Annotated in this window: 27 protein-coding genes; 11 read left to right on the forward strand and 16 right to left on the reverse strand. The window is 73.2% G+C overall.

Annotated features, from left to right (window positions below):
* Positions 1-37 precede the first annotated feature (37 nt).
* Positions 38-508 (reverse strand): Rieske (2Fe-2S) protein, encoded by a 471-nt coding sequence (locus tag ADK52_RS37825; RefSeq protein WP_053694365.1) that lies wholly within the window; start codon positions 506-508, stop codon positions 38-40.
* A 150-nt stretch (positions 509-658) separates the two neighbouring features.
* Here ADK52_RS37825 and ADK52_RS37830 point away from each other — a divergent pair, with 150 nt between their 5' ends.
* Positions 659-1,201, forward strand: coding sequence for a DoxX family protein (locus tag ADK52_RS37830; protein WP_078988905.1), 543 nt, complete (start codon positions 659-661; stop codon positions 1,199-1,201).
* A gap of 7 nt (positions 1,202-1,208) precedes the next feature.
* On the opposite strand, the gene ADK52_RS43215 is transcribed toward ADK52_RS37830, so the two are convergent.
* Together ADK52_RS43215 and ADK52_RS37840 are read right to left on the reverse strand one after the other, a co-directional pair.
* On the reverse strand, positions 1,209-1,778 hold the full coding sequence (locus ADK52_RS43215) for a hypothetical protein (RefSeq protein WP_199828611.1): 570 nt from the start codon (positions 1,776-1,778) through the stop codon (positions 1,209-1,211).
* A gap of 109 nt (positions 1,779-1,887) precedes the next feature.
* Positions 1,888-2,439: an RICIN domain-containing protein gene (locus ADK52_RS37840; protein WP_078988906.1), complete on the reverse strand. Its 552-nt coding sequence runs from the start codon at positions 2,437-2,439 to the stop codon at positions 1,888-1,890.
* A gap of 361 nt (positions 2,440-2,800) precedes the next feature.
* Here ADK52_RS37840 and ADK52_RS37845 point away from each other — a divergent pair, with 361 nt between their 5' ends.
* Positions 2,801-3,889 (forward strand): ArsR/SmtB family transcription factor, encoded by a 1,089-nt coding sequence (locus ADK52_RS37845; protein WP_053694368.1) that lies wholly within the window; start codon positions 2,801-2,803, stop codon positions 3,887-3,889.
* Here the strand turns inward: ADK52_RS37845 and ADK52_RS42800 are convergent.
* Positions 3,827-4,090 (reverse strand): hypothetical protein, encoded by a 264-nt coding sequence (locus tag ADK52_RS42800; protein ID WP_159046132.1) that lies wholly within the window; start codon positions 4,088-4,090, stop codon positions 3,827-3,829. The two genes, ADK52_RS37845 and ADK52_RS42800, sit on opposite strands and share 63 nt — an antisense overlap.
* A gap of 234 nt (positions 4,091-4,324) precedes the next feature.
* Here ADK52_RS42800 and ADK52_RS37850 point away from each other — a divergent pair, with 234 nt between their 5' ends.
* Positions 4,325-5,140: an alpha/beta fold hydrolase gene (locus tag ADK52_RS37850; protein WP_053694369.1), complete on the forward strand. Its 816-nt coding sequence runs from the start codon at positions 4,325-4,327 to the stop codon at positions 5,138-5,140.
* Positions 5,141-5,180: 40 nt separating this feature from the next.
* Here ADK52_RS37850 and ADK52_RS37855 read toward each other — a convergent pair whose 3' ends face one another.
* Positions 5,181-5,792, reverse strand: coding sequence for a DM13 domain-containing protein (locus tag ADK52_RS37855; protein WP_107090273.1), 612 nt, complete (start codon positions 5,790-5,792; stop codon positions 5,181-5,183).
* A gap of 188 nt (positions 5,793-5,980) precedes the next feature.
* Between ADK52_RS37855 and ADK52_RS37860 the strand changes: the two genes are divergently transcribed.
* Positions 5,981-6,490 carry a hypothetical protein gene (locus tag ADK52_RS37860; protein ID WP_234344425.1) on the forward strand — a complete coding sequence of 170 codons (510 nt, stop codon included), beginning with the start codon at positions 5,981-5,983 and terminating at the stop codon, positions 6,488-6,490.
* A 253-nt stretch (positions 6,491-6,743) separates the two neighbouring features.
* Positions 6,744-8,231: a cellulose binding domain-containing protein gene (locus tag ADK52_RS37865; protein ID WP_053694371.1), complete on the forward strand. Its 1,488-nt coding sequence runs from the start codon at positions 6,744-6,746 to the stop codon at positions 8,229-8,231.
* A gap of 82 nt (positions 8,232-8,313) precedes the next feature.
* Here the strand turns inward: ADK52_RS37865 and ADK52_RS37870 are convergent, their stop codons facing one another.
* Positions 8,314-9,036, reverse strand: coding sequence for a VOC family protein (locus ADK52_RS37870; RefSeq protein ID WP_053694434.1), 723 nt, complete (start codon positions 9,034-9,036; stop codon positions 8,314-8,316).
* 276 nt (positions 9,037-9,312) lie between these two features.
* On the opposite strand from ADK52_RS37870, the gene ADK52_RS37875 reads away from it, so the two are divergent.
* Positions 9,313-10,518 (forward strand): FUSC family protein, encoded by a 1,206-nt coding sequence (locus tag ADK52_RS37875; RefSeq protein ID WP_053694372.1) that lies wholly within the window; start codon positions 9,313-9,315, stop codon positions 10,516-10,518.
* A gap of 56 nt (positions 10,519-10,574) precedes the next feature.
* Here the strand turns inward: ADK52_RS37875 and ADK52_RS37880 are convergent, their stop codons facing one another.
* From ADK52_RS37880 to ADK52_RS37900, 5 genes are all read right to left on the reverse strand, one after another.
* Positions 10,575-10,958, reverse strand: a complete 384-nt coding sequence (locus ADK52_RS37880; protein ID WP_053694373.1) for an SH3 domain-containing protein — start codon at positions 10,956-10,958, stop codon at positions 10,575-10,577.
* Positions 10,959-11,112: 154 nt separating this feature from the next.
* Complete coding sequence (locus ADK52_RS43220) at positions 11,113-11,268, reverse strand: DUF6131 family protein (protein WP_220461305.1); 156 nt, start codon at positions 11,266-11,268, stop codon at positions 11,113-11,115.
* Positions 11,269-11,360: 92 nt separating this feature from the next.
* On the reverse strand, positions 11,361-11,741 hold the full coding sequence (locus ADK52_RS37890; protein WP_053694375.1) for a hypothetical protein: 381 nt from the start codon (positions 11,739-11,741) through the stop codon (positions 11,361-11,363).
* A 70-nt stretch (positions 11,742-11,811) separates the two neighbouring features.
* Positions 11,812-12,852: a hypothetical protein gene (locus tag ADK52_RS37895; protein WP_053694376.1), complete on the reverse strand. Its 1,041-nt coding sequence runs from the start codon at positions 12,850-12,852 to the stop codon at positions 11,812-11,814.
* A gap of 251 nt (positions 12,853-13,103) precedes the next feature.
* A complete protein-coding gene (locus ADK52_RS37900) occupies positions 13,104-13,418 on the reverse strand; it encodes a helix-turn-helix transcriptional regulator (RefSeq protein WP_053694377.1) in 315 nt (104 codons plus the stop codon).
* 208 nt (positions 13,419-13,626) lie between these two features.
* Here ADK52_RS37900 and ADK52_RS37905 point away from each other — a divergent pair, with 208 nt between their 5' ends.
* The gene (locus ADK52_RS37905; protein WP_053694378.1) at positions 13,627-14,001 is read left to right on the forward strand and encodes an STAS domain-containing protein; all 375 of its coding nucleotides are present in this window, start codon (positions 13,627-13,629) and stop codon (positions 13,999-14,001) included.
* Here ADK52_RS37905 and ADK52_RS37910 read toward each other — a convergent pair.
* The gene (locus ADK52_RS37910; protein ID WP_053694379.1) at positions 13,998-14,534 is read right to left on the reverse strand and encodes an ATP-binding protein; all 537 of its coding nucleotides are present in this window, start codon (positions 14,532-14,534) and stop codon (positions 13,998-14,000) included. The two genes, ADK52_RS37905 and ADK52_RS37910, sit on opposite strands and share 4 nt — an antisense overlap.
* A gap of 193 nt (positions 14,535-14,727) precedes the next feature.
* Between ADK52_RS37910 and ADK52_RS37915 the strand changes: the two genes are divergently transcribed.
* The gene (locus ADK52_RS37915) at positions 14,728-15,081 is read left to right on the forward strand and encodes a PRC-barrel domain-containing protein (RefSeq protein WP_053694380.1); all 354 of its coding nucleotides are present in this window, start codon (positions 14,728-14,730) and stop codon (positions 15,079-15,081) included.
* 11 nt (positions 15,082-15,092) lie between these two features.
* Here ADK52_RS37915 and ADK52_RS37920 read toward each other — a convergent pair whose 3' ends face one another.
* The gene (locus tag ADK52_RS37920; RefSeq protein ID WP_053694381.1) at positions 15,093-16,511 is read right to left on the reverse strand and encodes an NADP-dependent succinic semialdehyde dehydrogenase; all 1,419 of its coding nucleotides are present in this window, start codon (positions 16,509-16,511) and stop codon (positions 15,093-15,095) included.
* 184 nt (positions 16,512-16,695) lie between these two features.
* Between ADK52_RS37920 and ADK52_RS37925 the strand changes: the two genes are divergently transcribed.
* Both ADK52_RS37925 and ADK52_RS37930 read left to right on the forward strand, forming a co-directional pair.
* Complete coding sequence (locus ADK52_RS37925; protein ID WP_107090274.1) at positions 16,696-17,055, forward strand: ArsR/SmtB family transcription factor; 360 nt, start codon at positions 16,696-16,698, stop codon at positions 17,053-17,055.
* Complete coding sequence (locus ADK52_RS37930; protein ID WP_053694383.1) at positions 17,052-17,693, forward strand: SRPBCC family protein; 642 nt, start codon at positions 17,052-17,054, stop codon at positions 17,691-17,693. The genes ADK52_RS37925 and ADK52_RS37930 overlap by 4 nt, the downstream gene beginning before the upstream one ends.
* Positions 17,694-17,782: 89 nt before the next feature.
* Here the strand turns inward: ADK52_RS37930 and ADK52_RS37935 are convergent, their stop codons facing one another.
* From ADK52_RS37935 to ADK52_RS37945, 3 genes are all read right to left on the reverse strand, one after another.
* Positions 17,783-18,364 carry a hypothetical protein gene (locus ADK52_RS37935; protein ID WP_159046133.1) on the reverse strand — a complete coding sequence of 194 codons (582 nt, stop codon included), beginning with the start codon at positions 18,362-18,364 and terminating at the stop codon, positions 17,783-17,785.
* Positions 18,365-18,490: 126 nt separating this feature from the next.
* Positions 18,491-18,859, reverse strand: a complete 369-nt coding sequence (locus ADK52_RS43225; protein ID WP_234344428.1) for an Ig domain-containing protein — start codon at positions 18,857-18,859, stop codon at positions 18,491-18,493.
* Between the two features lie 194 nt (positions 18,860-19,053).
* Positions 19,054-20,214 carry an aminotransferase class V-fold PLP-dependent enzyme gene (locus ADK52_RS37945; RefSeq protein WP_053694386.1) on the reverse strand — a complete coding sequence of 387 codons (1,161 nt, stop codon included), beginning with the start codon at positions 20,212-20,214 and terminating at the stop codon, positions 19,054-19,056.
* Between the two features lie 182 nt (positions 20,215-20,396).
* Here ADK52_RS37945 and ADK52_RS37950 point away from each other — a divergent pair, with 182 nt between their 5' ends.
* Positions 20,397-21,191: a class I SAM-dependent methyltransferase gene (locus ADK52_RS37950; protein ID WP_078988910.1), complete on the forward strand. Its 795-nt coding sequence runs from the start codon at positions 20,397-20,399 to the stop codon at positions 21,189-21,191.
* Positions 21,192-21,199: the final 8 nt, after the last annotated feature.

Below are 21,199 nucleotides of genomic sequence, written 5' to 3' on the forward strand. Positions count from 1 at the left end.
TGCCGGGCTCGCCGAGCCCGGCAGCGGCCCCGACCGATCAGGCGAGGGAGATCTTGTCGCCCTCCACGGCGATCTTCGCCGCCGCCAGGGGCCGCGTGGCGGGCCCGCCGGCGACCGTGCCGTCCGAGATCTTGAACAGGCTCTGGTGGCACGGGCAGACGATGTTCCCGTCCTTCACCGTGGCCACCGAGCAGCCCTGATGGGTGCAGGTCGCCGAGAAGGCCTTGAACTGCCCGGCCATCGGCTGCGTGACCACCACCTTCTGGTCCTTGAACACCTTGCCGCCGCCGACCGGGATGTCCGACGTCTGCGCGAGCGCCTGCCCGCCGCCACCGCCGGCCGCGGCGCCCGCCGAGGGCTGGGCCTGCGCGTCACCGGGTGCGGTACCGGGTGCGTTGTCGGCTGCCGCCTCGGTGCCGCCGTCGTTGCCGCAGCCGCTCAGCACGGTGCCCGCCAGCGTGGCGGCGCCCGCCGCGAGAACCGTGCGCCGACGCGTGGTGTCGCCCATGGCCGTATCTCCTTCTCGTACCGGAAGCGGACCGGAGCATCCCTTGCCACTCCGGCCTCAGCAGGAACACGCGCGGATGTGGCTCGTGGTTCACCGCGTCCGCAAGCGAATACGACCGAACCGCGCAGCGGGTTCCCGCGTGTGCACGGTGTGACTACGACAACCTCCGACCTGCGCACGCGAGCGGCCGAGTACGCGCTCCTGCCGCTGCGCCTCTTCCTCGGCATCACCTTCGTCTACGCCGGGCTGGACAAGCTGACCGACACGGCGTTCCTGTCCGCCGCCGGTGACGGCTCGATCGGACAGCAGATGGAGGCCGTACGGGACTCGGCCGCCCTCCCGGGACTCGTCGAGCTCTCCTCGCACGACCCGGTGGGCTTCGGCATCGCGATCGCCCTCGGGGAACTGGCCGTCGGGATGGGGGCGCTGGCCGGGCTGCTGACCCGGGTCGCCGCTCTCGGCGGCGCCCTGGTCTCCCTGAGCCTGTGGCTGACCGTCAGCTGGCCGACCACCCCGTACTACTACGGCAACGACCTCGTGTACCTGATGGCCTGGATCCCGCTGATCCTCGCGGGCGCCCCGGCCCTCTCCCTCGACGCGCTGCTGCACCGCCGCCGCGGGCGGCGCGCGTCCGGATCGAGGCGGGCGAGGGCCGCCGGCCGCCCGAACCCGGCGGCGGCAGCCCCGTCCTGAGCCGCCCTCACACGGCGGCGTCAGGACCGGCCGTGGCCGGTCCTGACGGCCGTGCCCGGGGCGCGCGCGGGGCGGCATCGAGTAGGGCCCATACCCGCCGGCCGTCGGGCGCGACGTCGCTGCCGCAGCTCACGACGGTGCGCAGGGCCGCGAGTTCGGTCAGTACGGCGTCCTCGCCGGGGGCGGCGCCTGCGACGTGGCTGAGCGCGACGGCGAGGATGTGGTCGTCCTGGTCGGCGAGGTGGACGCTGATCCGCTTGCCACCGTCGGCGACCGCCGCCTGGACGAGACGTCGTACGGCGGCGTCCAGCTCCGGCTCGTCGAGGTGCGCGTACCCCCAGGCCCGGACCGTCGCCGTCGCCTGGGCGCCGGCCTTCTTCGCGGCCCACTGGTCCGCGCGGAACGTCAGCCCGGCGGTCTGGCGGTTGCGGATCTCCATCCGCGGGCGGGCCCGGTCCACGGCCCGGCGGCCCGGCTGCCGCGCGACGGACCGGTCTCGTGACGCTTCCACGGGCGTACGCGGCGGAGAGGACGGCGCCGCCTTCGGCCCGGCCGCTTCAGCCGGTGTCGTAGTCATGCGAACACGCTACGCGCACGGACCGGTTCTCCGAAAGCCCGCAGGTCCGGAGCGGGCCGACGGCCGGGGTGCGGCCACACGCGCGGGCGCGCGCGGCCGCACCCGCGGTTCAGCGCCGCGTCCAGAGCTGTCCGGGGCCGCCGTTGCAGGGCATCTGGCGCACCTCGCGGCGGCTGCCCGACGGCATGCCCGCGTCCTCCAGGCACATCCCGGTGACCCGGTTCCTGATGGTGTGCCGGCCGTCGCTCCAGTCGAACTCCCAGCGCTGGCCCTGGGAGTGGTTGCACACCCGCTGGATGATGGTGGCGCCGGCCTCCAGGTTCGTCGGCTCGATGCAGCTGCTGCTGTGCGCCGGGCGCATTTCGGTGGACGGGTCGTCGAGGATGGTGTCCGTCCAGAACTGCTGGTGGGCGGCGTCCTTCTTGCAGTTGAACTGCTGGACGAGGGTGTAGTCGTAGTACGAGCCGCCCCGGATGTCGAGACACTTGCCGGTGGCGACGTTGACGTACTGGTACCGCAGCGCGGCCAGGGTGCCTGATTCCGAGGCGGGCACGGCCTGGGCGGGCGCGGCCTGGGCGGGCACGGCCACCAGGGCCGCGGCGGACGCCGCAGCGCCGATGACGACGCCGGCTCGTACGGCCAATGAGCGCAGAGATCGCATGGTCGGGTGTTCTCCTCACCTCGTGGTCGGTCCGCCGGGCGCCGTCCCCCCGGAGACGGTCGGCCGCGGCCGCCGAATGGCGCCCGGCTTCGGCTGCCAGTCTTGCCGGGCGGGACGCCCCGGCTCAAAGCCCTTCGACGTCCCTCGAATCCGGACATTGCGCACCGGCGCGCACTGCCTTCCGGCCAGAAATCCGGGGCCGGACCGCGCCCCCGGACGCGCCGACTACGGTGCGGTGAGAACGCCGTCACCTGGGCGTCCTGTGCCTCGCGGACGGGCAGGACGGCCGGCACAGTACTGCCCCGCCCCGCACCACCCCGCCCCGCACCGACAGCGAAGCCGACTCCTGGGAGGAACGCCGGTGTTGCGGATCCACTTCGCCCCCGACGACCTGGCCCGCGTACGGATAGCACGCGCCCCCGATCCGCTCGCGGAAACGATTCTGAGCCTGCCCCTCCTCCAGTCGCGGAAGATGGGCGGCATCGCCCTCGACGGCTGGCGCCGGCGCACCCGCCAAGGCCTGCGGCCCGAGATGAAGCCGCTGCTCGACCTCGTGCCGGGCGATGCCGGGGAGTACGTACCGGAGGCGTTCATGCACGCCGCCACGGCCACCCTCGACGACAGCCTCGACCACACCTGGTCGCTGCCGCGCCGTCAGTGGCGTGCGGACCTGCACGCCACCCGGCAGCTGCGTCCGGCCGCCCCGCGCTGGATCCACGGGCTGCACGCGGGCGAGCGGGAGTGGAGCGGCGTCGTCCACCGGACGATCCGGCGCTACCACGACCTCGCCGTCGCCCCGTACTGGGCACAGCTCCTCGCCACCGCGCACACCGACCGCACGCAGCGGGCGCTGGCGGCCGCCGACACCGGAGTGGGCGGGCTGCTCGGCACGCTGCATCCGGAGATCCACTGGGACTCCCCGGTGCTGTCCGTGCCGTGCGCCCTTTCCGCCGAGCTGGAGCTGAAGGGCCGCGGCATGGTGCTCGTACCGACCTTCTTCTGGCCCCGGCCCCTGGTGCTGAGCGACAACGCGGACCCCGAGCGGCCGCTGGTCCTGCGCTACCCCATCGCCCGCGATCTCGCCGCCTACCAGGCCGTCTGGTCGGCGGCCGCTCCGGCCGAGCCGGACGGCGCCCTCGCCGCACTGTTGGGCGCCACCCGCGCACGGACGCTGCACGCCGCGGCGAGCCCGGCCGGGACCGCCGAACTCGCCCGCCGCACGCGGACCTCGCCCGCCACCGCGAGCCACCACGCCACGGTCCTGCGCTCCGCCGGGCTGCTCACGACGGAGCGGGACGGGTCCGGCGTCCGCCATGCGCTCACGCCGATGGGACGGGCGCTGCTCCACGGGCACGCCCGCACCGGCCACGGCGGACCGCCGGACTCCTCAGCCCAGTGCCACGGCGACGAGCGCGGCGGTGACGGTGATCGCCGCGCAGGTCACCAGTAAGGGCCGTCCCGTCGTGAGCACCCAGCCGATACCGCCGCAGCAGGCGCTGTCCGCCGCCGGGTCCTCCCGTAAGGCCGGGGGCTCAGCTGCTGCCGCGCGCAGGAGGGCGCACTGGGCGCACTCCTCCGTACCGTGGAGGGAGGAGTCGGAGTCGATCCAGTACGCGCCGTTGAGCTCTGCGAATGAAACATCCGGGGACACGACTGGACGCGTAGATGCTGCTTCCATGACCGCCAAACGGGCGGCCGGCGGCGGAAGCAACGGTGATCACCGCATCCGAGACCGGATCGTCACTTCTGCGCCCGCTCCCGCGCCTGCTCCCGCTCCTGTGCCCGGGCGCTGCCGGGCCTCCGACCGGCGCGGCAGCGCGCGGGAGCCCCGCCGGCCCTGCTAAGACACCCTGCGACGGATACCCCCGCTCCGAGGAGTCACGACATGGCACAGGTGCGCGCCGGCGGTGTGAACCTCTTCTACGAAAGGACCGGTACGGGCGATCCGCTCGTGCTGGTGCACGGTTCCTGGACCGATCACCGGGTCTGGCAGCCCGCGATCGACTCCGACATGAAGGCCGCTTTCGCCGTGGTGGCGTACGACCGCCGGGGGCACGGCGGGAGCGATGCGCCGCCGGGCCAGGGCACGCGGCGGCAGGACGAGGACGACCTGGCGGCGCTGATCGAGGGGCTGGGCGATGCCCCGGCACACGTGGCCGGCAATTCGTTCGGGGCGTCGGTGGTGCTCGGGCTGGCCGCGCGCCGGCCCGGGCTGTTCCGGAGCATCACCGTCCACGAGCCGCCGCTCGTCGGAGTCGTCGCGAACGACCCGGCGGTGCTGGCGCAGCTGCAGCCGACGATGACCTCCGTCGACGCCGTCCTGGACCACCTGCGCAAGGGCGAGGACGGGCCGGGCGCCCGGCTGTTCGTGGAGGAGGTCGCGATGGGGCCCGGCATGTGGGACAAGCTCCCGCAGGACATGCGGGAGGCGTTCGTGGCGCACGCCCAGACCTGGCTGGACGAGCAGTCCGACCCGCAGTGGGCCGCGCTGGACCTCGACGGGCTCTCCGCGTGCACCGTGCCGGTGATGCTCAGCGGGGGGACGGAGAGCCCGGGGTGGTTCGCGGCCGTGCTCGACCGGCTGGCCGAGACCCTGCCGCAGGCGCGGCTCACCACCTTTGAGGGCGCCGGTCACATGCCGCATGTGACACATCCTCAGGACTACGTGGCCGCCCTGACCCGCTTCATCCGGGAGGCCTGACGGCCGGGCAGGGAGCGGATCACTGCCCGGCGCGCGTCGTTCAGGCGGCCTGGAGGGCCGCCGCGCCGAAGGACACGTCGAAGCGGTCGCACCAGATGGTGACGCTGGAGTAGTCGGCGAGGTTCACGTCGGCCGGGATCTCGTAGTTCTGGTCGCCCTTGTTTCCCTTGAGCTTGCCCAGGCTCACGTACTTGCCGTCGTCGAAGACGAACCAGCCGTCCGCGCCCTCCTTCACGGGCGCGTCGGTCAGCCACACGCGCAGGTCGGGGCCGCTGCTGGTGTCGAGGCCTTCGAGGCGGAGCGTGCGCGAGCCGTCGGGCAGCCTGATGAGCTTCACCGTGCCGGTGGTGCTGTGCTCGTGGCTGATCAGCGAGCCCCGGGCGAGGGTCTGCGGTCCCGCCGCCGGGGCGGCTCCCGGCCGCGAGGAGCCGGGCGCCGGCGCGGTGGAGGCGGTGGAGGCGGTGGGAAGCGCCTCGTTGACGGTCGAGTTCTGCCAGAGCTTCCACGGCTGGGCCCAGTACAGCCCGGTGCCCAGCACCAGGGTCGCCGCGATCAGTGCCCCGGCCAGCAGCGGGCGGCGCCGAGGCCTCCCCGTACCCGTCCGCGACACCGCGCCCGTCCCCGACACCGCGCCCGTCGTCGTCCCCGTCATGGCAGCCCCTCTTCGTCGTTCCGTTCCCTCACATTCAATGCGGGCGGGGATCCGGGAGCCAGGATCCGCGGATGACGAAAGTCTTACGTCGACCGACGGGGTGACAGACTGCTTCCTTGATCGCGGGGGCATCAGGCTTCCGTGCACGGTGAATTGGAAGCGTAGTGCGCAAGGGGAAGTGGGCGGCCGTGGCTGCCGGAGTGGTGCTGCTGGTCTCGGGATGCGGCGCCGGGGGCGGTACGGACAAGGGCAAGGACGGGGAGGCGCCGTCGGCCGCGGCGTCGGCTCCGGCGGCGGGCGCGGGCACGTCCGGCGGATCGCCGGACGCCGCCGCGGTGAAGAAGGAGATCGAGGCCGCGGCCACGTCGGCCGGTTTCGCGGAGAAGACCGGCGACGACGTACCGGCGGAGCTGAAGTCCTGCATGGTCTCCTGGACCGCGGACGGCAAGAAGGCCGCCGACTCCAGGAAGTCCTACGACGCCACGGTCGCCGCCCTGGCCAAGGGGGGCTGGAAGGAGACCCGGAGCGTCGACCAGCCGGCGACGGTCGTCAAGTCGCTGGACAAGAGCGGTTGGAGCGTGAAGGCGAGCCACCAGGGCAAGGCGGGCGCCCTGCTGATCGTCTCGTTCATCGCCACGGAAACCGGCCCGATATGCGCGAAGGCCTTCCAGGAGGACCTCGCGAAGAACAAGCAGTAGTTTCCCCCTGCCCAGTGGGGTGTCCCCGGACACCCCACCGGGCGGGCGTGTGCTGCGGCAGGTCGTGGCCGTGCTCGCGTACCGGAAGCGCTCACGCGCTCGCCCACCGTTCCGTGGTCATTAACCCTCCCCGATCCGTTCCTTAAGGCGGCCTCAAGAACGTGGGAGCGGGGCCCGAACCGCACATTCGTCCGTTTTGTGGTCGCTAGCGTGCTGCTCGAACCTCATCCCCCGAGCACAGAGGCAGGTCCTCATGGCTGGCCATTCCCATCGCCGTACGACGAGCGCCAAGACGAAGGCGGCCGCGGCGCTGGCCGTCGCGGCGGCCGTCGGGGGCACCGCCCTGGCGCTGACCGGTACCGCACAGGCGGCGTCCGTCGGCGCGACCTTCACCAAGGCGAGCAGCTGGACCACCGGCTACACCGGGCAGTACGTCGTCACCAACCTCAGCGGCGGAACCCTCAAGGACTGGACCCTCGAGTTCGACCTGCCCGCCGGCACCTCCGTCGCCTCCCTCTGGAACGGCGAACACACCGTCAACGGGCAGCACGTGACGGTCAAGCCACCCCGGTGGGACACGGCCGGGCTCGCCGCCGGCGCCTCCGTCACCATCGGGTTCGTGACCAACGCCGGCGGGAACGCGGGCAGTCCCACGGGGTGTCTCATCAACAAGGAGAAGTGCTCCCCGGCCACCGGGCCGACGCCCAGCCCCAGCGGCCGGCCCACCACCGCGCCGACGGCTTCCGCCTCGCCCACCGTCGAGCCGACGACCGCACCCACGGCGACGGCAACGTCGAAGCCGACCCCGACCGTTGCCCCGACCGTGCCCCCGGGCGGCGGCAGCGCCACCTCGGCCGGATTCGCGCCGTACGTGGACACCTCGCTCTACCCGGCCTTCGACCTGCTGGGCACCGCCGACCAGACGGGGGTGAAGGAGTTCAACCTGGCCTTCATCACCTCCGGCGGCGGCTGCTCCCCGCTGTGGGGCGGGGTGACGGCCCTCGGGGACGACCGGGTCGCCTCGCAGATCTCCGCCCTGCGGGCCAAGGGCGGGGACGTCCGCGTGTCGTTCGGCGGTGCGGCCGGCTCCGAGCTGGGCCTGGCGTGCGCCTCCCCCGCCGAACTCGCCGCCGCGTACGGGAAGGTGGTGGACACCTACCGGCTGACCAAGGTGGACTTCGACATCGAGGGCGCGGCCCTGCCCGACACGGCGGCGAACACCCGGCGCGCGCAGGCCATCGCGCAACTGCAGAAGTCGCATCCCGGACTCGACGTCTCGTTCACCCTGCCCGTGATGCCGGAGGGGCTCACGCAGCCGGGCGTCGACCTGATCGCCAATGCCAAGCGGAACGGGGTGGCGGTGTCCGCCGTCAACATCATGGCGATGGACTACGGCCCGGCGTACAGCGGCGACATGGGCGGCTACGCCATCCAGGCGGCCACCGCGACGCAGGCGCAGATCAAGGGCGTCCTGGGCCTGGGCGACGCGGCCGCGTGGAAGGCGGTGGCCGTGACGCCGATGATCGGGGTCAACGACGTCTCCAGCGAGATCTTCACGGTGGACGACGCCAAGCAGCTCGTGGACTTCGCCCGCTCCAAGGGCCTCGGCTGGCTGGCGATGTGGTCGGGCGCCCGTGACAAGCAGTGCCCGGGCGGCGCGAAGAACTCCGCCGACGCGACGTGCTCGTCCATAGTCCAGGAACCGCTGGCCTTCACGAAGGCCTTCGCCACCCGCGGGTAGGACGGCGGCCTCGGCCAACCGCGGCATCCGGGTGGATCGTGATGCCACCGGGCCCTCACCTGGCGGCCGCATCCGGGGCGCTCTACGAGGTCACCACCGTGAAGAGGGCGCCGTCCGGGTCGGCCAGGGTGATCCGGCGGCCCGTGGGCGTGGTGTGTACGGGCGAGACGGCGCGGCCGCCGAGGCGGGTGGCGGTCTCCACGGCGGCTTCGAGGTCCGGCACGTCGAAGTGGACGTGCCAGCGCGGCCGTACCTGCGGGTCCGGGGCCTCTTCGACGGCTCCGCCGCTGATCACGGCGACGGTGTCGCGGCCGCGGCGGACGACGACGTGGTCCTGCTCGTACGAGACGTCGCAGCACCCGGAGCGATCGCAGGCCCAGTCGAGGACCTCGCCGTAGAACACGGCCGCCGCGAAGGCGTCCCGGGTGCGCAGTTCCAGCCATGCGGCGGCGCCTCCGGGGTGCGCCGTCCAGTCCGGGATCACCTCGCCCTGCCAGAACCCGAAGACCGCGCCGTCGGGGTCGGCGGCGAGCGCGGCCCGGCCGGTCCCGAAGGCGAGCGGGCCCACCGCCATCGTGGCACCGCGCTCGCGCACCCGGGCGGCGGTGACGTCCGCGTCGTCGACGGCGAAGTACGGGGTCCACGCCACCGGGATCCCCAGGCGCCGGGCCAGCCCGCCGATGCCGGCGACCGGCGCCCCGTCGCGCATCGCGACGGAGAACCCCTCGCCGAGGCGGGTGGGGCGGAACCCCCAGCCCAGCACGGCGCCGTAGAACCGCTGCGCGGCGTCGAGGTCGCCGGTCATCAGGCTGACCCAGCACGGCGCCCCGAACACCTCATGGCTTGACGTCGACACCGGCTCCGACCTCCCTCGACCTCCCCCCGATCCACCCTAGCCCCGGGTCGCGCGGCCGGCTCCGAGGCCGGGCCGCTCGGGTCCGAAGACGGCGTAGGCCGTACGGGGTAGGGGCGCGGCCGGGGGGAACCGGCGGGAAGCCGGGGTGAAGCCGCCTCGCGTACGGTGGTGCCGTCTTGATCCGTGTGACGCGTGTTGCCGCCGAGTCCGGGAAGGCGGGCACGTATGCCCGAAGTCATCGTCACCGTAAGAACCCTCGTCAGCCGCCGCCGGGAGCCCGTCGTCGTACAGGCCGTCCGGTCGACGGCGGCGGCCGTCGTGTCCTACGTCGTTGCGCTCTGGCTGAGCAGCGAGCCGGCGCCGCTGACCGCACCCCTGACGGCGCTGCTCGTCGTCCAGGTCACCCTCTACACCACCCTCACCACCGGCATCCGCCGGGTGAACTCGGTCGTCGCGGGAGTCCTCGTCGCCATCGGGTTCAGCGCCCTCGTCGGCCTCACCTGGTGGAGCCTGGGGCTGGTCATCCTCACCTCGCTCGTCGTGGGCCACATCGTTCGGGTGGACGAGTTCGTCCCCGAGGTGGCGATCAGCGCGATGCTGGTGCTCGGCGTGACGCAGGTGGCGGCCACCGCCTGGGACCGGGTTCTGGAAACGCTGATCGGGGCGGTCGTGGGGCTCCTGTTCAACGTCTTCCTCGCACCGCCCGTATGGGTGGCGCCGGCGAGCGAGGCGATCACCTCGCTCGCCGGCCGCATGCGCGACCTGCTGGCCCACCTCGGCGACGAGCTGGCGGAGCACACCCCGGTGGAGAAGGCGGCCGCCCGGCTGCACGAGGCCCGGCGGCTGGACAACGACATCGCGGGCGTGGACGCGGCGCTGCGGCAGGCCGAGGACAGCCTGCGGCTCAATCCCCGGGTGAAGGAAGGGCTCCTCTTCCGCCTCGTGCTCCGCACGGGACTGGACACCCTGGAGATCTGCGCCGTGGTCCTGCGCGTCTGCTGCCGCACGCTGACCGACCTCGCCAAGACGCGTACGGACGGCGCCCTCTTCCCGGACCACCTCGCGGAGGCGCTGCGGGAGCTGTTCGCGCACATGGCGAGCGCCGTCGAGAACTTCGCCGTACTGATCACCGCGCAGATCAGCGCGAGCGCCGAGGAGGCGGAGGCCCGGCTGACGCAGGAGCTCGCGGCGGCGCGCGTCAGCCGCGAGCGGGCCGCGCGGCTCCTCCAGGAGGAGGCGCGGGCGAGGCCCGGGACGTGGCAGTTGTACGGGGCGCTGCTCGCGGAAGCCGACCGGGTACTGGACGAACTGGGCGTGGAGAAGCGCTCCGAACGGCTCGTGGAGGAGCTCGACCGGCACTCGCGCGCACAGCGGGCCCGGCGCCCGCGGTTCAGCCGGCTGTGGCGCGGCCGCTCGGCCGCGGACCGGTAGGACGCGGGCCGGCCGGGCGCCGCGCCGCGGCTCCGGTCAGGTCAGGTCAGGTCAGGTCAGCACCAGCGGACCGGCGTGTAGTTGTGCACGAAGCGGGCCGAGACCCAGCCGGGCTCGCCGTGCAGCCGGTACCAGATGTTGTTGCCCTCCACCGAGGAGCCCTTGGCCTGGCAGGACAGTTGCACCTTCTCGAACGGGTCCAGCGAGCCGAGCACCTTGGCCGACGTCGTCGGCCGGGCCCGCACGTAGAGGGACACGCGGCTGACGACGACGCCCTGCACGTGCGCGGCGGCGGCCTCGGCGAGCGTGGCCGCGTGCGGTGCCGGGTGCGCCGCGCCCGCTTGCGCGGCGGCCGCCGGCACCCCTGGGAGCAACAGCCCCAGGCCGAGGCCCATCGCGGCCATCGCGATCACCGTCCGCTGGTTCATCCGCTGCCCCATGCGCTGACTCCCGTTCCCTGGTGGACGTCTCGGGCCCGCCGGTCACGGCCAGCCTGCGTCGACCTTGCCCCGGGGGACAGCGCCCGGTCCGGCGGCGTGCCGCCCGCTCGCTCGTATGGCGCAGCGGTTGGCCGCCGGTGGGTGGGGGTCGCCGTCAGTAATAGTGCTTGCGACCTCCCACCGCGTGCCCGACAGCGCCGAGGACCCAAAGAATCAGGCCGATGACGACCAGGATCAGGCCGATCGTCCACAGAATCGAGATTCCGAAGACGAACCCTAGGATCAGCAGGATCACTCCGAGGACAATCACGACTACCTCCAAGCGCCCCGGCACCTCTGCGCACCGGGACACCCTGCGTGTACCATCCACGCCGCGTTTCATGCCTGGAGGACGCCCTCGAATCAGTCGGCCTCCGAGTAGCTGAAGTCGCCCATCGTCCAGGCGCTGACGTCCTTGATCGCGATCCGGTACATCCCGCCGGTCTCGGGGATCCCCACGGTGCCCTGGAGGATCCGGGCGACGTGGAAGTGCAGGTAGGAGGGTGGCGGTGGTGTGCTGCGCGCGGATTCGCCGTCCTCGGCGTCCATGAACAGGCTCGCGAACGTACCGAGCCGGTCCGAGTCCGCCAGGACCTCGGCCACGCGCCGGCGCCACGCGCTCTCGGGAGCGAGGCGGCCGGTGATGACGGCGCCGTGCACCAGGACGGTCAACGACATCTGATTGGTCTGCTGCGACTCCACGGCGGCAGCGATGGCGACGAGCAGGTCGTCAGGCTTCGACATGGGCAGGAATGCTACAAGCATCCGGCCCCGAAGCCGGGCGTGTTCACCCTTGTGCCGAGGAGGCGGAGCTTCAGGTGGCGAAACCGATGTGCACGTGGTCGTGGTGCGTGGCGTCGGAGAAGAACTGGTTCGGCCGGGTTCCACCCGAAAGCCGGACGGGGCCGCCGACGTTGTACGAGCCCGCGGCCGCTGCGGCGCGCATGAACGCGGTCACGAGGCTCCGCGGTGTCGCGGGGTCCACGACGGGATGTCCGTCGACGGCCCAGACGTCGAAGGCCCGGCCGACCGGGTGGTCGCTCGGCCGGCTGGTGCCGAACACGTTCAGCGGGTGTCCCGACCGGACCACGCTGACCGACATCCGGTAGGTCTGCGCGAGCCGGAGCATCGCGCGCAGCACGCTCTCGTGCACCGCCCCGCTGCGGACGTCGGCGGCCGAGTCGGGCGGCAGGTCGATCCGGGGCTGAGCGAGCACGGCCCGCGCCGAGGCGCCGAGGGGTGCCGCGGGTCCCGGGCGCCCGGGGTGCAGCGCGGTGACGGCCCAGCCCGCGGGGGTGCGGTGGAGGCGTACGTCGATCGTGGTTCCGCCCTCGCGGACGGCGGAGCCCGTGCGGGTGGACTGGGCGCTGGGGACCAGGACGCTCGCCGTGTCGGGCAGGAGGCCGCCGTACTGGGCGTCGATCACGCGGACGACCGCCTGGTCCGCGGCGGGCGTCAGCGGCCCCGCCTCGGCCGCGAGCTTGGCGGCCAGTGGCGCGGGGATGCCCAGCGCCGCGGCCCGGGCCGTGGCGTTGCGCGGGCCGCCCCGGCCCGCCGGCCAGGTCCCGAGCGCCTCGACGAGCCGTACGGCGGCGAGTTTGGCCGCGGGCTCGATCTCGCCCGGCCCCGGCCGCCACGGAACCGCGGCAGGAAGTCGCGCCGGGGGCGCCGATGGGGAGGCGGGCGCGGCCCCGGCGGGCGTACGTACGCCTGCGGCGGGCGGGGTCGCGGCCGACGGCCCCGTACCCCGCGCGCAACCGGCGGCAGCGGCGCACCAGGCAGCCGTGCCCAGCAGCAGTGAACGGCGCCCGACACCACCGGACGCGGTCGCGTGCGGCGCGGGACGCAGGGCCATGGCCGGCTCCTCGGACTTCCGGGACGGGACGGGATGGCACGGGACGGGGCGCGACGGCCGTGTCCGCCGACCGCCAGGGCAACTTCGCACTCCCCCGCCGGTTCCGGCCCGTTCGCCTTGGCCCTCCGCGGTCTTCTCCCTCGTACGGGTGACCCGCGTCCGGCATCTGCGCGCCCACGTGCTCCGGCACCGTCGGGAGCTTCCCGAGCGCCCTCACGGCGCCGGGCGGCTCCCTTGCACGACGCGCGTGGTTACCGTCCCAGGGAGGACGTGTCCTCGGCGAGCAGGGAGAGCAGGCCCGCGACCTCGTGGCCGGCTTCCGCAGGGTGCCGGAACATCGCCCCTTCCGCGATTTCGTAGCGGTTGCGCCTGCCGTCGCGCGAGCGGGACAGGTAGCCGTCCGTTTCGAGGTCGGCGACGATCGCCTGGACCGTTCGCTCGGTGAGTCCGCAGGTGACCGCGACATCGCGCAGCCGGACCCCGGGGTCGCGGGAGATCGCCACAAGGACCCGCGCGTGGTTGGTCAGGAAGGTCCACGACGGGCGGCGCTCTGAGCTGCGTTCCATGCGTCCATCATGCGCCGGTCCATTCGTGTGAGACAAGTCGCGTAAGGCAGATCGCGTGAAGCGAAGCGCGTAATACAAGACACGTAAGACAAGACACGAAATAGATTTCCAGTAATCCTTGACGCATGACCCGGCGCGGCGCACGATCGAGATGACAGCGATCCGACTGGGCCAAGGGAGTCGGGAGATGTCTCCAGCTCGGGAACCGATGACGACGACATGGTGGCCGGACGACATACGGTCGACCGTCCGTGTGGAACCGGACGGCACGGGCGGCGCACTCGTCGTCCTCGCCGGAGAAATCGATCAGGACTGCGCCTCGGAGCTCCGGGCCGTTCTGGTCTCCGCCCTGAGCGCCTATCCCGAAGGACTGGTGCTCGACCTGGCCGACGTCACCTTCTGCGACTGCGCGTGCCTGAACGTCCTCCTGCGCACCCGGCTGGAGGCGGGCGCCGATCGCGTCCACCGCGTGCCGCGCTTCAGTGTCCGCAACGTCAGTCCCCGGGTATCGCGGCTGCTCGAGTTGACGGGCACCCTCGCGTACTTCCCGAACGGCTCCGGCCCCGGCTCCGCCCCCGGCTAGGCCCAGTGCCCCCGCCGCGCCTGCGGCGCCCCGCCGAGGGACGAGCGCATCGCGCGGGCCGGAACCGGGGCCGCCACCTCGAACCAGACGGTCTTCCCGCCGGCCCGCGGCATCACTCCCCAGCGTCTGGCCAGCAGGTTCATCACCATCAGGCCGTATCCGCCGGGCAGCCCCAGCACGGTCGGGGTCCGCAGCCGCGGCATCGTGCGGCTGGCGTCGCTGACCTCGATCCGCAGGTTTCCCACCCGCCGGAGCGCGGCGTCCGGGCCGGAGGGGCAGAGTCTCAGTACGAGCTCCGTGGGGCCTCCCCCGTGCCTGACCGCGTTGGTCACCGCCTCGGAGACCAGCAGCAGGACGTCCTCCACGACCGCGTGCCGCTCCTCGTCCGTGAGCCCGCCGAGGTGTGCCGGTTCGGGCCAGGCCCAGTCCTCGATCGCGCTGCGGCAGAAGGCACGGCAGCGCCCCACCACCGTGGCGGCGCCGTACAGGCCGAGCCGCCTCGTCCGGGCACCTGATCCCATCGGCTCGTTCATGCATGGCCCCTACCCCGCGTGCCGGAGTGAAACCTGTAGCGCGGTGGGCACACGGCCGATGAGTCGCCCACGAGCCGTCGTGGACCGGCCGACGCTCCTGCCTGACCGGTGCATGACCGGGCCGAGGTGTGGGGCGGGGACGGCTGGGCAGGCGCCCGCGTGGAAGCGATCGAGCGGAACGGAGCGAGACGCCATGACCCATCCGTGGATCTACCGTGAGACATCGGGACGCCTGGCGGGGACCGACCTGACCGGTTACAAGGTCGAGGCGCGGGACGGCTCCATCGGCAAGGTCGACAAGCACTCGGACGAAGCCGCCGCGTCCTACCTCGTGGTCGACACCGGCCCGTGGATCTTCGGCAAGCACGTACTGCTGCCGGCGGGCACCGTCAGCCTCATCGACATGGACGAGCGCAGGATCCACGTCGACCTCACCAAGGAGCAGATCAAGTCCGCCCCTGAGTTCGACCAGGAGAAGCACCTCGGGGACCCCGAGTACCACAGCGCCCTGAGCGGCTACTACAGGGGCATGTCGCACCGGGCCTGAGCCCCTGAACCCTAGGCGTTGCCGGGCTCGGCCGCGTGCCAGACCGTCTTCGCGTTGCAGAACTCGCGGATGCCGTGGCCCGACAGCTCGCGCCCGTAACCCGAGCGCTTCACACCGCCGAAGGGCAGGGCAGGGTGGGAGGCGGTCATGCCGTTGAAGAAGACGCCGCCGGCCTCGATGTCCCGTACGAAGCGGTCCTGTTCCGCCTCGTCGCGGGTCCAGACGTTCGAACTCAGGCCGAAGGGAGTGTCGTTGGCGAGATCCACCGCCTCGTCCAGGTCCCGTACCCGGTACACGGTGGCCACCGGGCCGAACGCCTCCTCGCGGTGGATGCGCATCTCGGGAGTGATCCCGGTGAGGACGGTCGGCTCGAAGAACCAGCCCCGTGCCAGGCCGTCCGGCAGGCCGGTCGGCCGCTGCCCGCCGCACAGGGCCGTCGCCCCGCGGCGTACGGCGTCCTCGACGAGCGCCTCGACGTCGGCGCGCCCCTGTTCGGTGGCGAGCGGACCGACGTCCGTGGTCTCGGACAGCGGGTCTCCGACGGTCAGCGCGGCCATCCGGGCCGTGAAGGCGCGGGTGAACTCCTCGTGGACGTCGGCGTGGACGAGGAACCGCTTGGCCGCGATGCAGGACTGGCCGTTGTTCTGCACCCGGGCCGTGACGGCGACCGCCGCGGCCCGTTCGACGTCGGCCGACGGCATCACCACGAACGGGTCGCTGCCGCCCAGCTCCAGGACGGTCTTCTTCACCTCGTCGCCGGCGACCGCCGCGACGGCGCGGCCGGCCGGCTCGCTGCCGGTGAGCGTCGCCGCCGCGACCCTGGGATCGCGCAGGATGCCCTCGACGGCGCGGGAGGAGACCAGCAGCGTCTGGAACACCCCGCCGGGGAAGCCGGCGCGCCGGAAGAGGTCGCCGAGGTAGAGCGCCGTCTGCGGCACGTTCGACGCGTGCTTGAGCAGCCCCGCGTTGCCCGCCATCAGAGCGGGCGCCGCGAAGCGGACCACCTGCCAGAGGGGGAAGTTCCACGGCATCACGGCGAGGACCACGCCGAGGGGCCGGTAGTGGACCCGGGCGCGGGAGGCTCCGGCGTCCGCAACGTCGGCCTTCGGGGGGTGCTCGTCGGCGAGCAGTTCCTCGGCGTTGCGCGCGTACCAGCGCATGGCCTTCGCGCACTTCGCCGCCTCGGCCCGGGCGGCGGCCAGCGGCTTGCCCATCTCGATCGTCATCGTGCGGGCGATGTCGTCCTGATCCTGGTCCAGCAGGTCGGCCGCGCGGTCGAGGAGGCGGGCGCGCTCGGAGAACCCCGTCGTGCGGTAGCTCCGGAAGGCCGCGTGGGCGGCCGCCAGGCGCTGCTCGATCTGCTCGGCGTCCAGCTCGTCGAAGGTCTTGAGCGTCTCGCCGTTCGCGGGGTTGACGGTTGCGATGGGCACGTCGGGCCCTCCTCGTCCTCGATGCGTCGAACCGACCGAACCGGACCGTACCGGCCCCGTCATCCCTCCGGCCGGGCAGACCGCGGTGGCGTGTCCGTCCGGGAAGCGGATTCACTCGATCGCCGGGCCGTCGGCCACGGTCGAGTTCTATAAGCCGTTGCTTATATAAGTGAGGGGTGGCATAGTGGCGGGTGTGCACGCCTTTGACGTACTCGGAGACCCCGTCCGGCGCCGGATATTGGAGCTGCTCGCAGCCGGCGAGCAGCCGTCCGGGGCCGTCAGCGAGGTGATCCGGGAAGAGTTCGGGATCTCCCAGCCCGCCGTGTCGCAGCACCTGCGCGTGCTGCGGGAGAGCGGCTTCGCCGTGGTACGGGCGGAAGGGACCCGTCGGTTGTACGCCGTCCAGGCCGAGCCGTTGCGCGAGGTCGACGACTGGCTGGACAGGTTCCGCGGCTTCTGGGAGCAGCGGTTGGACGCGCTGGGCACGGAGCTCGCGCGGGGCCGCCGCGAGCGGCGGGAACAGGAACGAGGAGAGGCGCGATGAGCGACATCGTCGGACAGATCAACGACATCCACCGCGAGGTCGGCCGCCGCGAGGTGGGCGGCGAGGAGGCGCGGACCGTGCTCCTGCGCCGTACGTACCCGGCCGCCGCCGAGGACGTGTGGGACGCCTGTACGAGTCCGGAGCGGCTCGGGCGCTGGTTCCTCCCGGTCAGCGGAGACCTGCGGCCGGGCGGGCGCTACCAGCTGGAGGGGAACGCGGGCGGGGAGATCCTGCGGTGCGAGCCGCCGCGGCTGCTGCGGGTGAGCTGGGTGATGGGCCAGGCGCCCGGGTTCAGCGAGGTGGAGGTACGGCTCACTCCCGAGGGCGCGGAGCGGACCGTCTTCGAGCTCGAACACGTGGCGGTGGTGGAACCGAAGTTCTGGGACCAGTACGGGCCCGGGGCGGTCGGCGTCGGCTGGGACCTCACCGTGCTGGGGCTCGGGATGCACCTGGAGGGCCGTTCCGTGCACCCGTCGGAGGCGGTCGCCTGGATGGCGTCGGACGGTGCCCGGGCCTTCATGACGGGCAGCAGCGAGGCCTGGGGCGAGGCGCACACGGCCTCCGGCGAGTCGGCGGCGGCCGTGGCCGCGTCGGTGCACGCGACGACCGAGTTCTACGTACCCCCGAAGGCGGAGTAGCCCGGAGGCGGAATGGCCCGGAGGCGGAGCAACCGGCTCCGGCGGAGCGACCGGCCCCGGTGGGGCGGCCGCCGGGCCGCCGTCCCGGACTACGCATCCCGGATGCGGCCGGCGCCGGCCAGCAGCGCGCTCAGGGCCAGCAGGACCACGGCGCCCAGAGCGGCCGCCCAGGGCGAGTTCGCGCCCTCCGGCGCCGGGGACACCCGGTGCCGGAGGTCGTAGGCGACGCGGATCTCCCCGCCCGCGGCCGCGAGGCGCCGGTCCTCCGTGAGCTCGTCCGGATACCCGCCGGGGCAGTTCAGTACGTGGCGGTACACGATCCTCTCACCCGGGAGGCCCTCGCCGGCGGAGCTCGTCTTCTGCTCCTGGACATCGCGTACGGCGCACGTGGCGAGCTCCGCGCGCGCCGCCGCCTGATCCGTGGCCGTCACGGTGAGCAGCAGCCCCAGGGCCAGAAAGAGCGCCCCGAAGACGCTCCGGCTCCCGCCGACGCAGGCGAAGTACACCACCGGGGCGCCGACGACCAGGACGGCTCCGCCCGCCAGCGCGACCGTGCCGGACGGCGCCGAGGCACCGGCGTAGCACCAGTGCGCCCAGCCGTAGAGGGCCGCGGCCGCCACGACGGGCACCAACGCGGCGAGCGCCCGCACCCGCGGCTCAGCATCTGACATGAACACCACCCCCTCCCCCGCGGGGACGCCGCAGGGCGTACGGATGGTTTCCGGGTGCGCCCCGTGTCGCGGGCGGCCGCGGCGTGCGCCGGCGCCGCCCGCGACACGGGGCTCGGGTCCGGCGGTTCAGCAGCGGGGGCAGGCGTCGCGGATCACGCGCCAGGTGAACGTGGTGGAGCCCGTGGCGCCGACCGCGTCCTTCGCGGTGACCGTCACGGTGCGGGTGCCGCTACCGCGCAGCACGCCGGAGATCAGCCCGGTCGAGGCATTGATCGTGAGGCCGGTCGGCAGGCTGACCGCCGACCAGGAATACGGGGTCGTGCCGCCGGTGGCGGACATCTGCAGCCGGGCGCCGTCGTACTGGTAGTTGACCTGGTTGCCGGGGAAGGCCACCACCGGGGCGGCGGCCACCGCGGTGGCCGCAGGCGCGGCCGGTTGCGCGGCCGCCACGGCCGACGAGCCGACCGGGGCGGCCAGCACGGCCGCCAAGCCCACGGCCAAGGCCGCCAATCGACGCGGGACACGCTGGTTCGATCTCAACATGACCTCCGAACTCGCTTGGTGGAAAGCTGCGTTCAAGGTGCGATGGGACACGGACGCCGGAATCCTACGCACAGGTGTGCGTTTCCACCAGAACGGCGCAGAGGGCGTTCCCGCGCGACGCGCACCCCGCCGTGGTGCGCGGCCGTTCAGGGCCGGTTCAGGGCGGCGTCCAGCGCGGTCAGCAGCTGTTCGATGTCGGCGCCGGTGGTGTGGAGGTGGGGGCTGATGCGGATGGCCGAGCCGCGGGCCCCGACGAACACGTCCGCCTCCTCCAGCGCCGCCACCACGCGCCGCTGGAGCCCGTCGGGGACCGTGATGCCGAGCATGTGCGGGCCGCGCGGCGCCGGGACGGGCAGCCCCCGCTCCCGCGCCGCCGAGGCGATACGGGCCGTGGTGGCCGCCAGGGTGACGGCGACCCGGGGGACGGTCCAGGCCGACAGCTGCTCCAGGGCGGCGAGCGCCATGGGGGTGAGTTCGAAGGCGGTGCGCGCGCCCACGTCGAAGCGGCGGGCTCCGGGCTGGTATTCGGTGCGGTACTCGACGAGCCGCCCGAAGTCGTCGGAGTCCTTGCGCACGATCCAGTTCTCCTCCAGCGGCCGCCCCTCCTGACGGTCCGGAGCCACGTACAGGTAGCCGAGCCCGAAGGGGCCCAGCAGCCACTTGTAGCCGACGCAGACGAGGAAGTCGGGCCGCAGCGTGCGCATGTCGATCGGGATCGCCCCGGCGGACTGGCTGGCGTCGATGACCAGGGCGGCGCCGGCGGCCCGGGTGGCTTCGGCGATCCGGTCCAGGTCGAGCAGGGCGCCGTCGGTCCAGTGCACCCGGGGCACCGAGACCACGGCCACGGTGTCGTCGAGGGCGTCCAGTACGGCCTCGGTCCAGGTCTGGCCGGGCTCGCGCCGGACGGTGAGCATCGAGGCGCCCGTACGCTCGGCGAACCGCCACCAGGTGTAGATCCCGGACGGGTACTCGCCGTCGAGGACCAGGACCCGGCTGCCGGCCCGCGCCGTCAGGTTGGCGGCGGCCACCGCGAAGCCGTAGCTGGTCGCCGGTACGAGGGCGATGTCATCGGCGGTGCCCCCGATGAGGTCCGCGAACAGCCTGCGGCGCTCCTCGGCCCCGCTGAACCAGTCGGGGCCCAGGAGCCGCCAGGGCTGGGCGCGTTTGAGCAGGGCGGCCTCGCCCGCGACGAGGCCGGTCCGCAGCGTCGGTGCCACGCTGGCGGTGTTGAAGTAGGCGATGCCGTCGGGGATGTCGAACAGCTCGCGGGCGTTGGGGAGCGGCTCGCTGCCGACGGGCGAGGTCATGGGGTCCCTTTCGTGTCGTCCGAGGGCCGGGGCCCACCACACTGCCCGGCTCCCGGGGCCGGAAACATCAGCCGCCCCGGTGGAACACCGCACTCGCCCCCATTGGCCGACCGTCGCCGTCGGAGTGCCGGACGGGCGCGCCGCGACCGCCGGCCGGCCCGCCGGGCCGATAGTGGGGAGCTGTGAACAACGCGTCAGAGGGACATGCGGAAGACGGACACGAGGAAGAGGGCGGCGCCTGGGCCGGGCCTGCCGGGGCAGAGGCGTTCGCGGCGGTGGAGGCGGCCACGGACTGGCTGCTCGGCTATCCGTTCGTGTTCGAGACCCTGTCCCGCCGGATCGGCGCGGACGAGGTGCTCGTGGACTACGGCTGCGGACCCGGCCGGGTCGCCGACCGGGCGGCGCGGGTGCTGGGCGCGCGGGTGCTGGGCGTGGACACGTCCGCCGAGATGCTGGCGCTGGCCCGCAGCACGGCGACGGCGGTGGCGGAGTTCCACCTGGTCAGGGACGGCCGGGTGACGGGCCTGCCCGACGGGTGCGCGGACGCGGTGATGTGCAACCACGTCCTGGCCTCGCTGCCGACCGAGGACGCCCTGCTCGGGGTGTTCGCCGAGATCCGCCGCCTGCTGCGGCCCGGAGCCCCGCTCGTCCTGCTGTCCACCGACCCCATGTGCACGGAGTTGGAGTACGCCTCGCTGCGCGTGGGCGCCGCGGGGGCCTCGTACCGGCCGGGCGAGGAGATGCCGCTGCGGTTGCGGCGCACGGACGGGAGCTGGCAGGAGGTGCGCAACCACGCCTGGCCCGTCGACCGGCTGCCGGTCCTCCTCGAGAGCGGCCGCTTCCGTGCGGTCACCCAGCGCCGGCCCACGGTGGACGAGGCGCTGGCCCTCGCCGACCCGGGTCTCCTGGACCGCTATCCGTGGACGGCGGAGCGGGCCGAACCGCCGCTCGTGATCACCTCGGCCCTCGCCGCCTGAGCCTCCCG

The organism is Streptomyces sp. WM6372 (assembly GCF_001279655.1).
In the GTDB taxonomy this organism is placed as follows: Bacteria; Actinomycetota; Actinomycetes; order Streptomycetales; family Streptomycetaceae; genus Streptomyces.

What these genes read in the sequence shown, in the direction of transcription:
- ADK52_RS37825 (WP_053694365.1), bottom strand. Translation starts at nt 508, where the DNA reads ATGGGCGACACCACGCGTCGGCGCACGGTTCTCGCGGCGGGCGCCGCC.
- ADK52_RS43215 (WP_199828611.1), bottom strand. Translation starts at nt 1,778, where the DNA reads ATGACTACGACACCGGCTGAAGCGGCCGGGCCGAAGGCGGCGCCGTCC.
- ADK52_RS37840 (WP_078988906.1), bottom strand. Translation starts at nt 2,439, where the DNA reads ATGCGATCTCTGCGCTCATTGGCCGTACGAGCCGGCGTCGTCATCGGC.
- ADK52_RS37850 (WP_053694369.1), top strand. Translation starts at nt 4,325, where the DNA reads ATGGCACAGGTGCGCGCCGGCGGTGTGAACCTCTTCTACGAAAGGACC.
- ADK52_RS37855 (WP_107090273.1), bottom strand. Translation starts at nt 5,792, where the DNA reads ATGACGGGGACGACGACGGGCGCGGTGTCGGGGACGGGCGCGGTGTCG.
- ADK52_RS37865 (WP_053694371.1), top strand. Translation starts at nt 6,744, where the DNA reads ATGGCTGGCCATTCCCATCGCCGTACGACGAGCGCCAAGACGAAGGCG.
- ADK52_RS37870 (WP_053694434.1), bottom strand. Translation starts at nt 9,036, where the DNA reads ATGACCGGCGACCTCGACGCCGCGCAGCGGTTCTACGGCGCCGTGCTG.
- ADK52_RS37875 (WP_053694372.1), top strand. Translation starts at nt 9,313, where the DNA reads ATGCCCGAAGTCATCGTCACCGTAAGAACCCTCGTCAGCCGCCGCCGG.
- ADK52_RS37880 (WP_053694373.1), bottom strand. Translation starts at nt 10,958, where the DNA reads ATGGGGCAGCGGATGAACCAGCGGACGGTGATCGCGATGGCCGCGATG.
- ADK52_RS37890 (WP_053694375.1), bottom strand. Translation starts at nt 11,741, where the DNA reads ATGTCGAAGCCTGACGACCTGCTCGTCGCCATCGCTGCCGCCGTGGAG.
- ADK52_RS37895 (WP_053694376.1), bottom strand. Translation starts at nt 12,852, where the DNA reads ATGGCCCTGCGTCCCGCGCCGCACGCGACCGCGTCCGGTGGTGTCGGG.
- ADK52_RS37900 (WP_053694377.1), bottom strand. Translation starts at nt 13,418, where the DNA reads ATGGAACGCAGCTCAGAGCGCCGCCCGTCGTGGACCTTCCTGACCAAC.
- ADK52_RS37905 (WP_053694378.1), top strand. Translation starts at nt 13,627, where the DNA reads ATGACGACGACATGGTGGCCGGACGACATACGGTCGACCGTCCGTGTG.
- ADK52_RS37910 (WP_053694379.1), bottom strand. Translation starts at nt 14,534, where the DNA reads ATGAACGAGCCGATGGGATCAGGTGCCCGGACGAGGCGGCTCGGCCTG.
- ADK52_RS37915 (WP_053694380.1), top strand. Translation starts at nt 14,728, where the DNA reads ATGACCCATCCGTGGATCTACCGTGAGACATCGGGACGCCTGGCGGGG.
- ADK52_RS37930 (WP_053694383.1), top strand. Translation starts at nt 17,052, where the DNA reads ATGAGCGACATCGTCGGACAGATCAACGACATCCACCGCGAGGTCGGC.
- ADK52_RS37935 (WP_159046133.1), bottom strand. Translation starts at nt 18,364, where the DNA reads ATGTCAGATGCTGAGCCGCGGGTGCGGGCGCTCGCCGCGTTGGTGCCC.
- ADK52_RS37945 (WP_053694386.1), bottom strand. Translation starts at nt 20,214, where the DNA reads ATGACCTCGCCCGTCGGCAGCGAGCCGCTCCCCAACGCCCGCGAGCTG.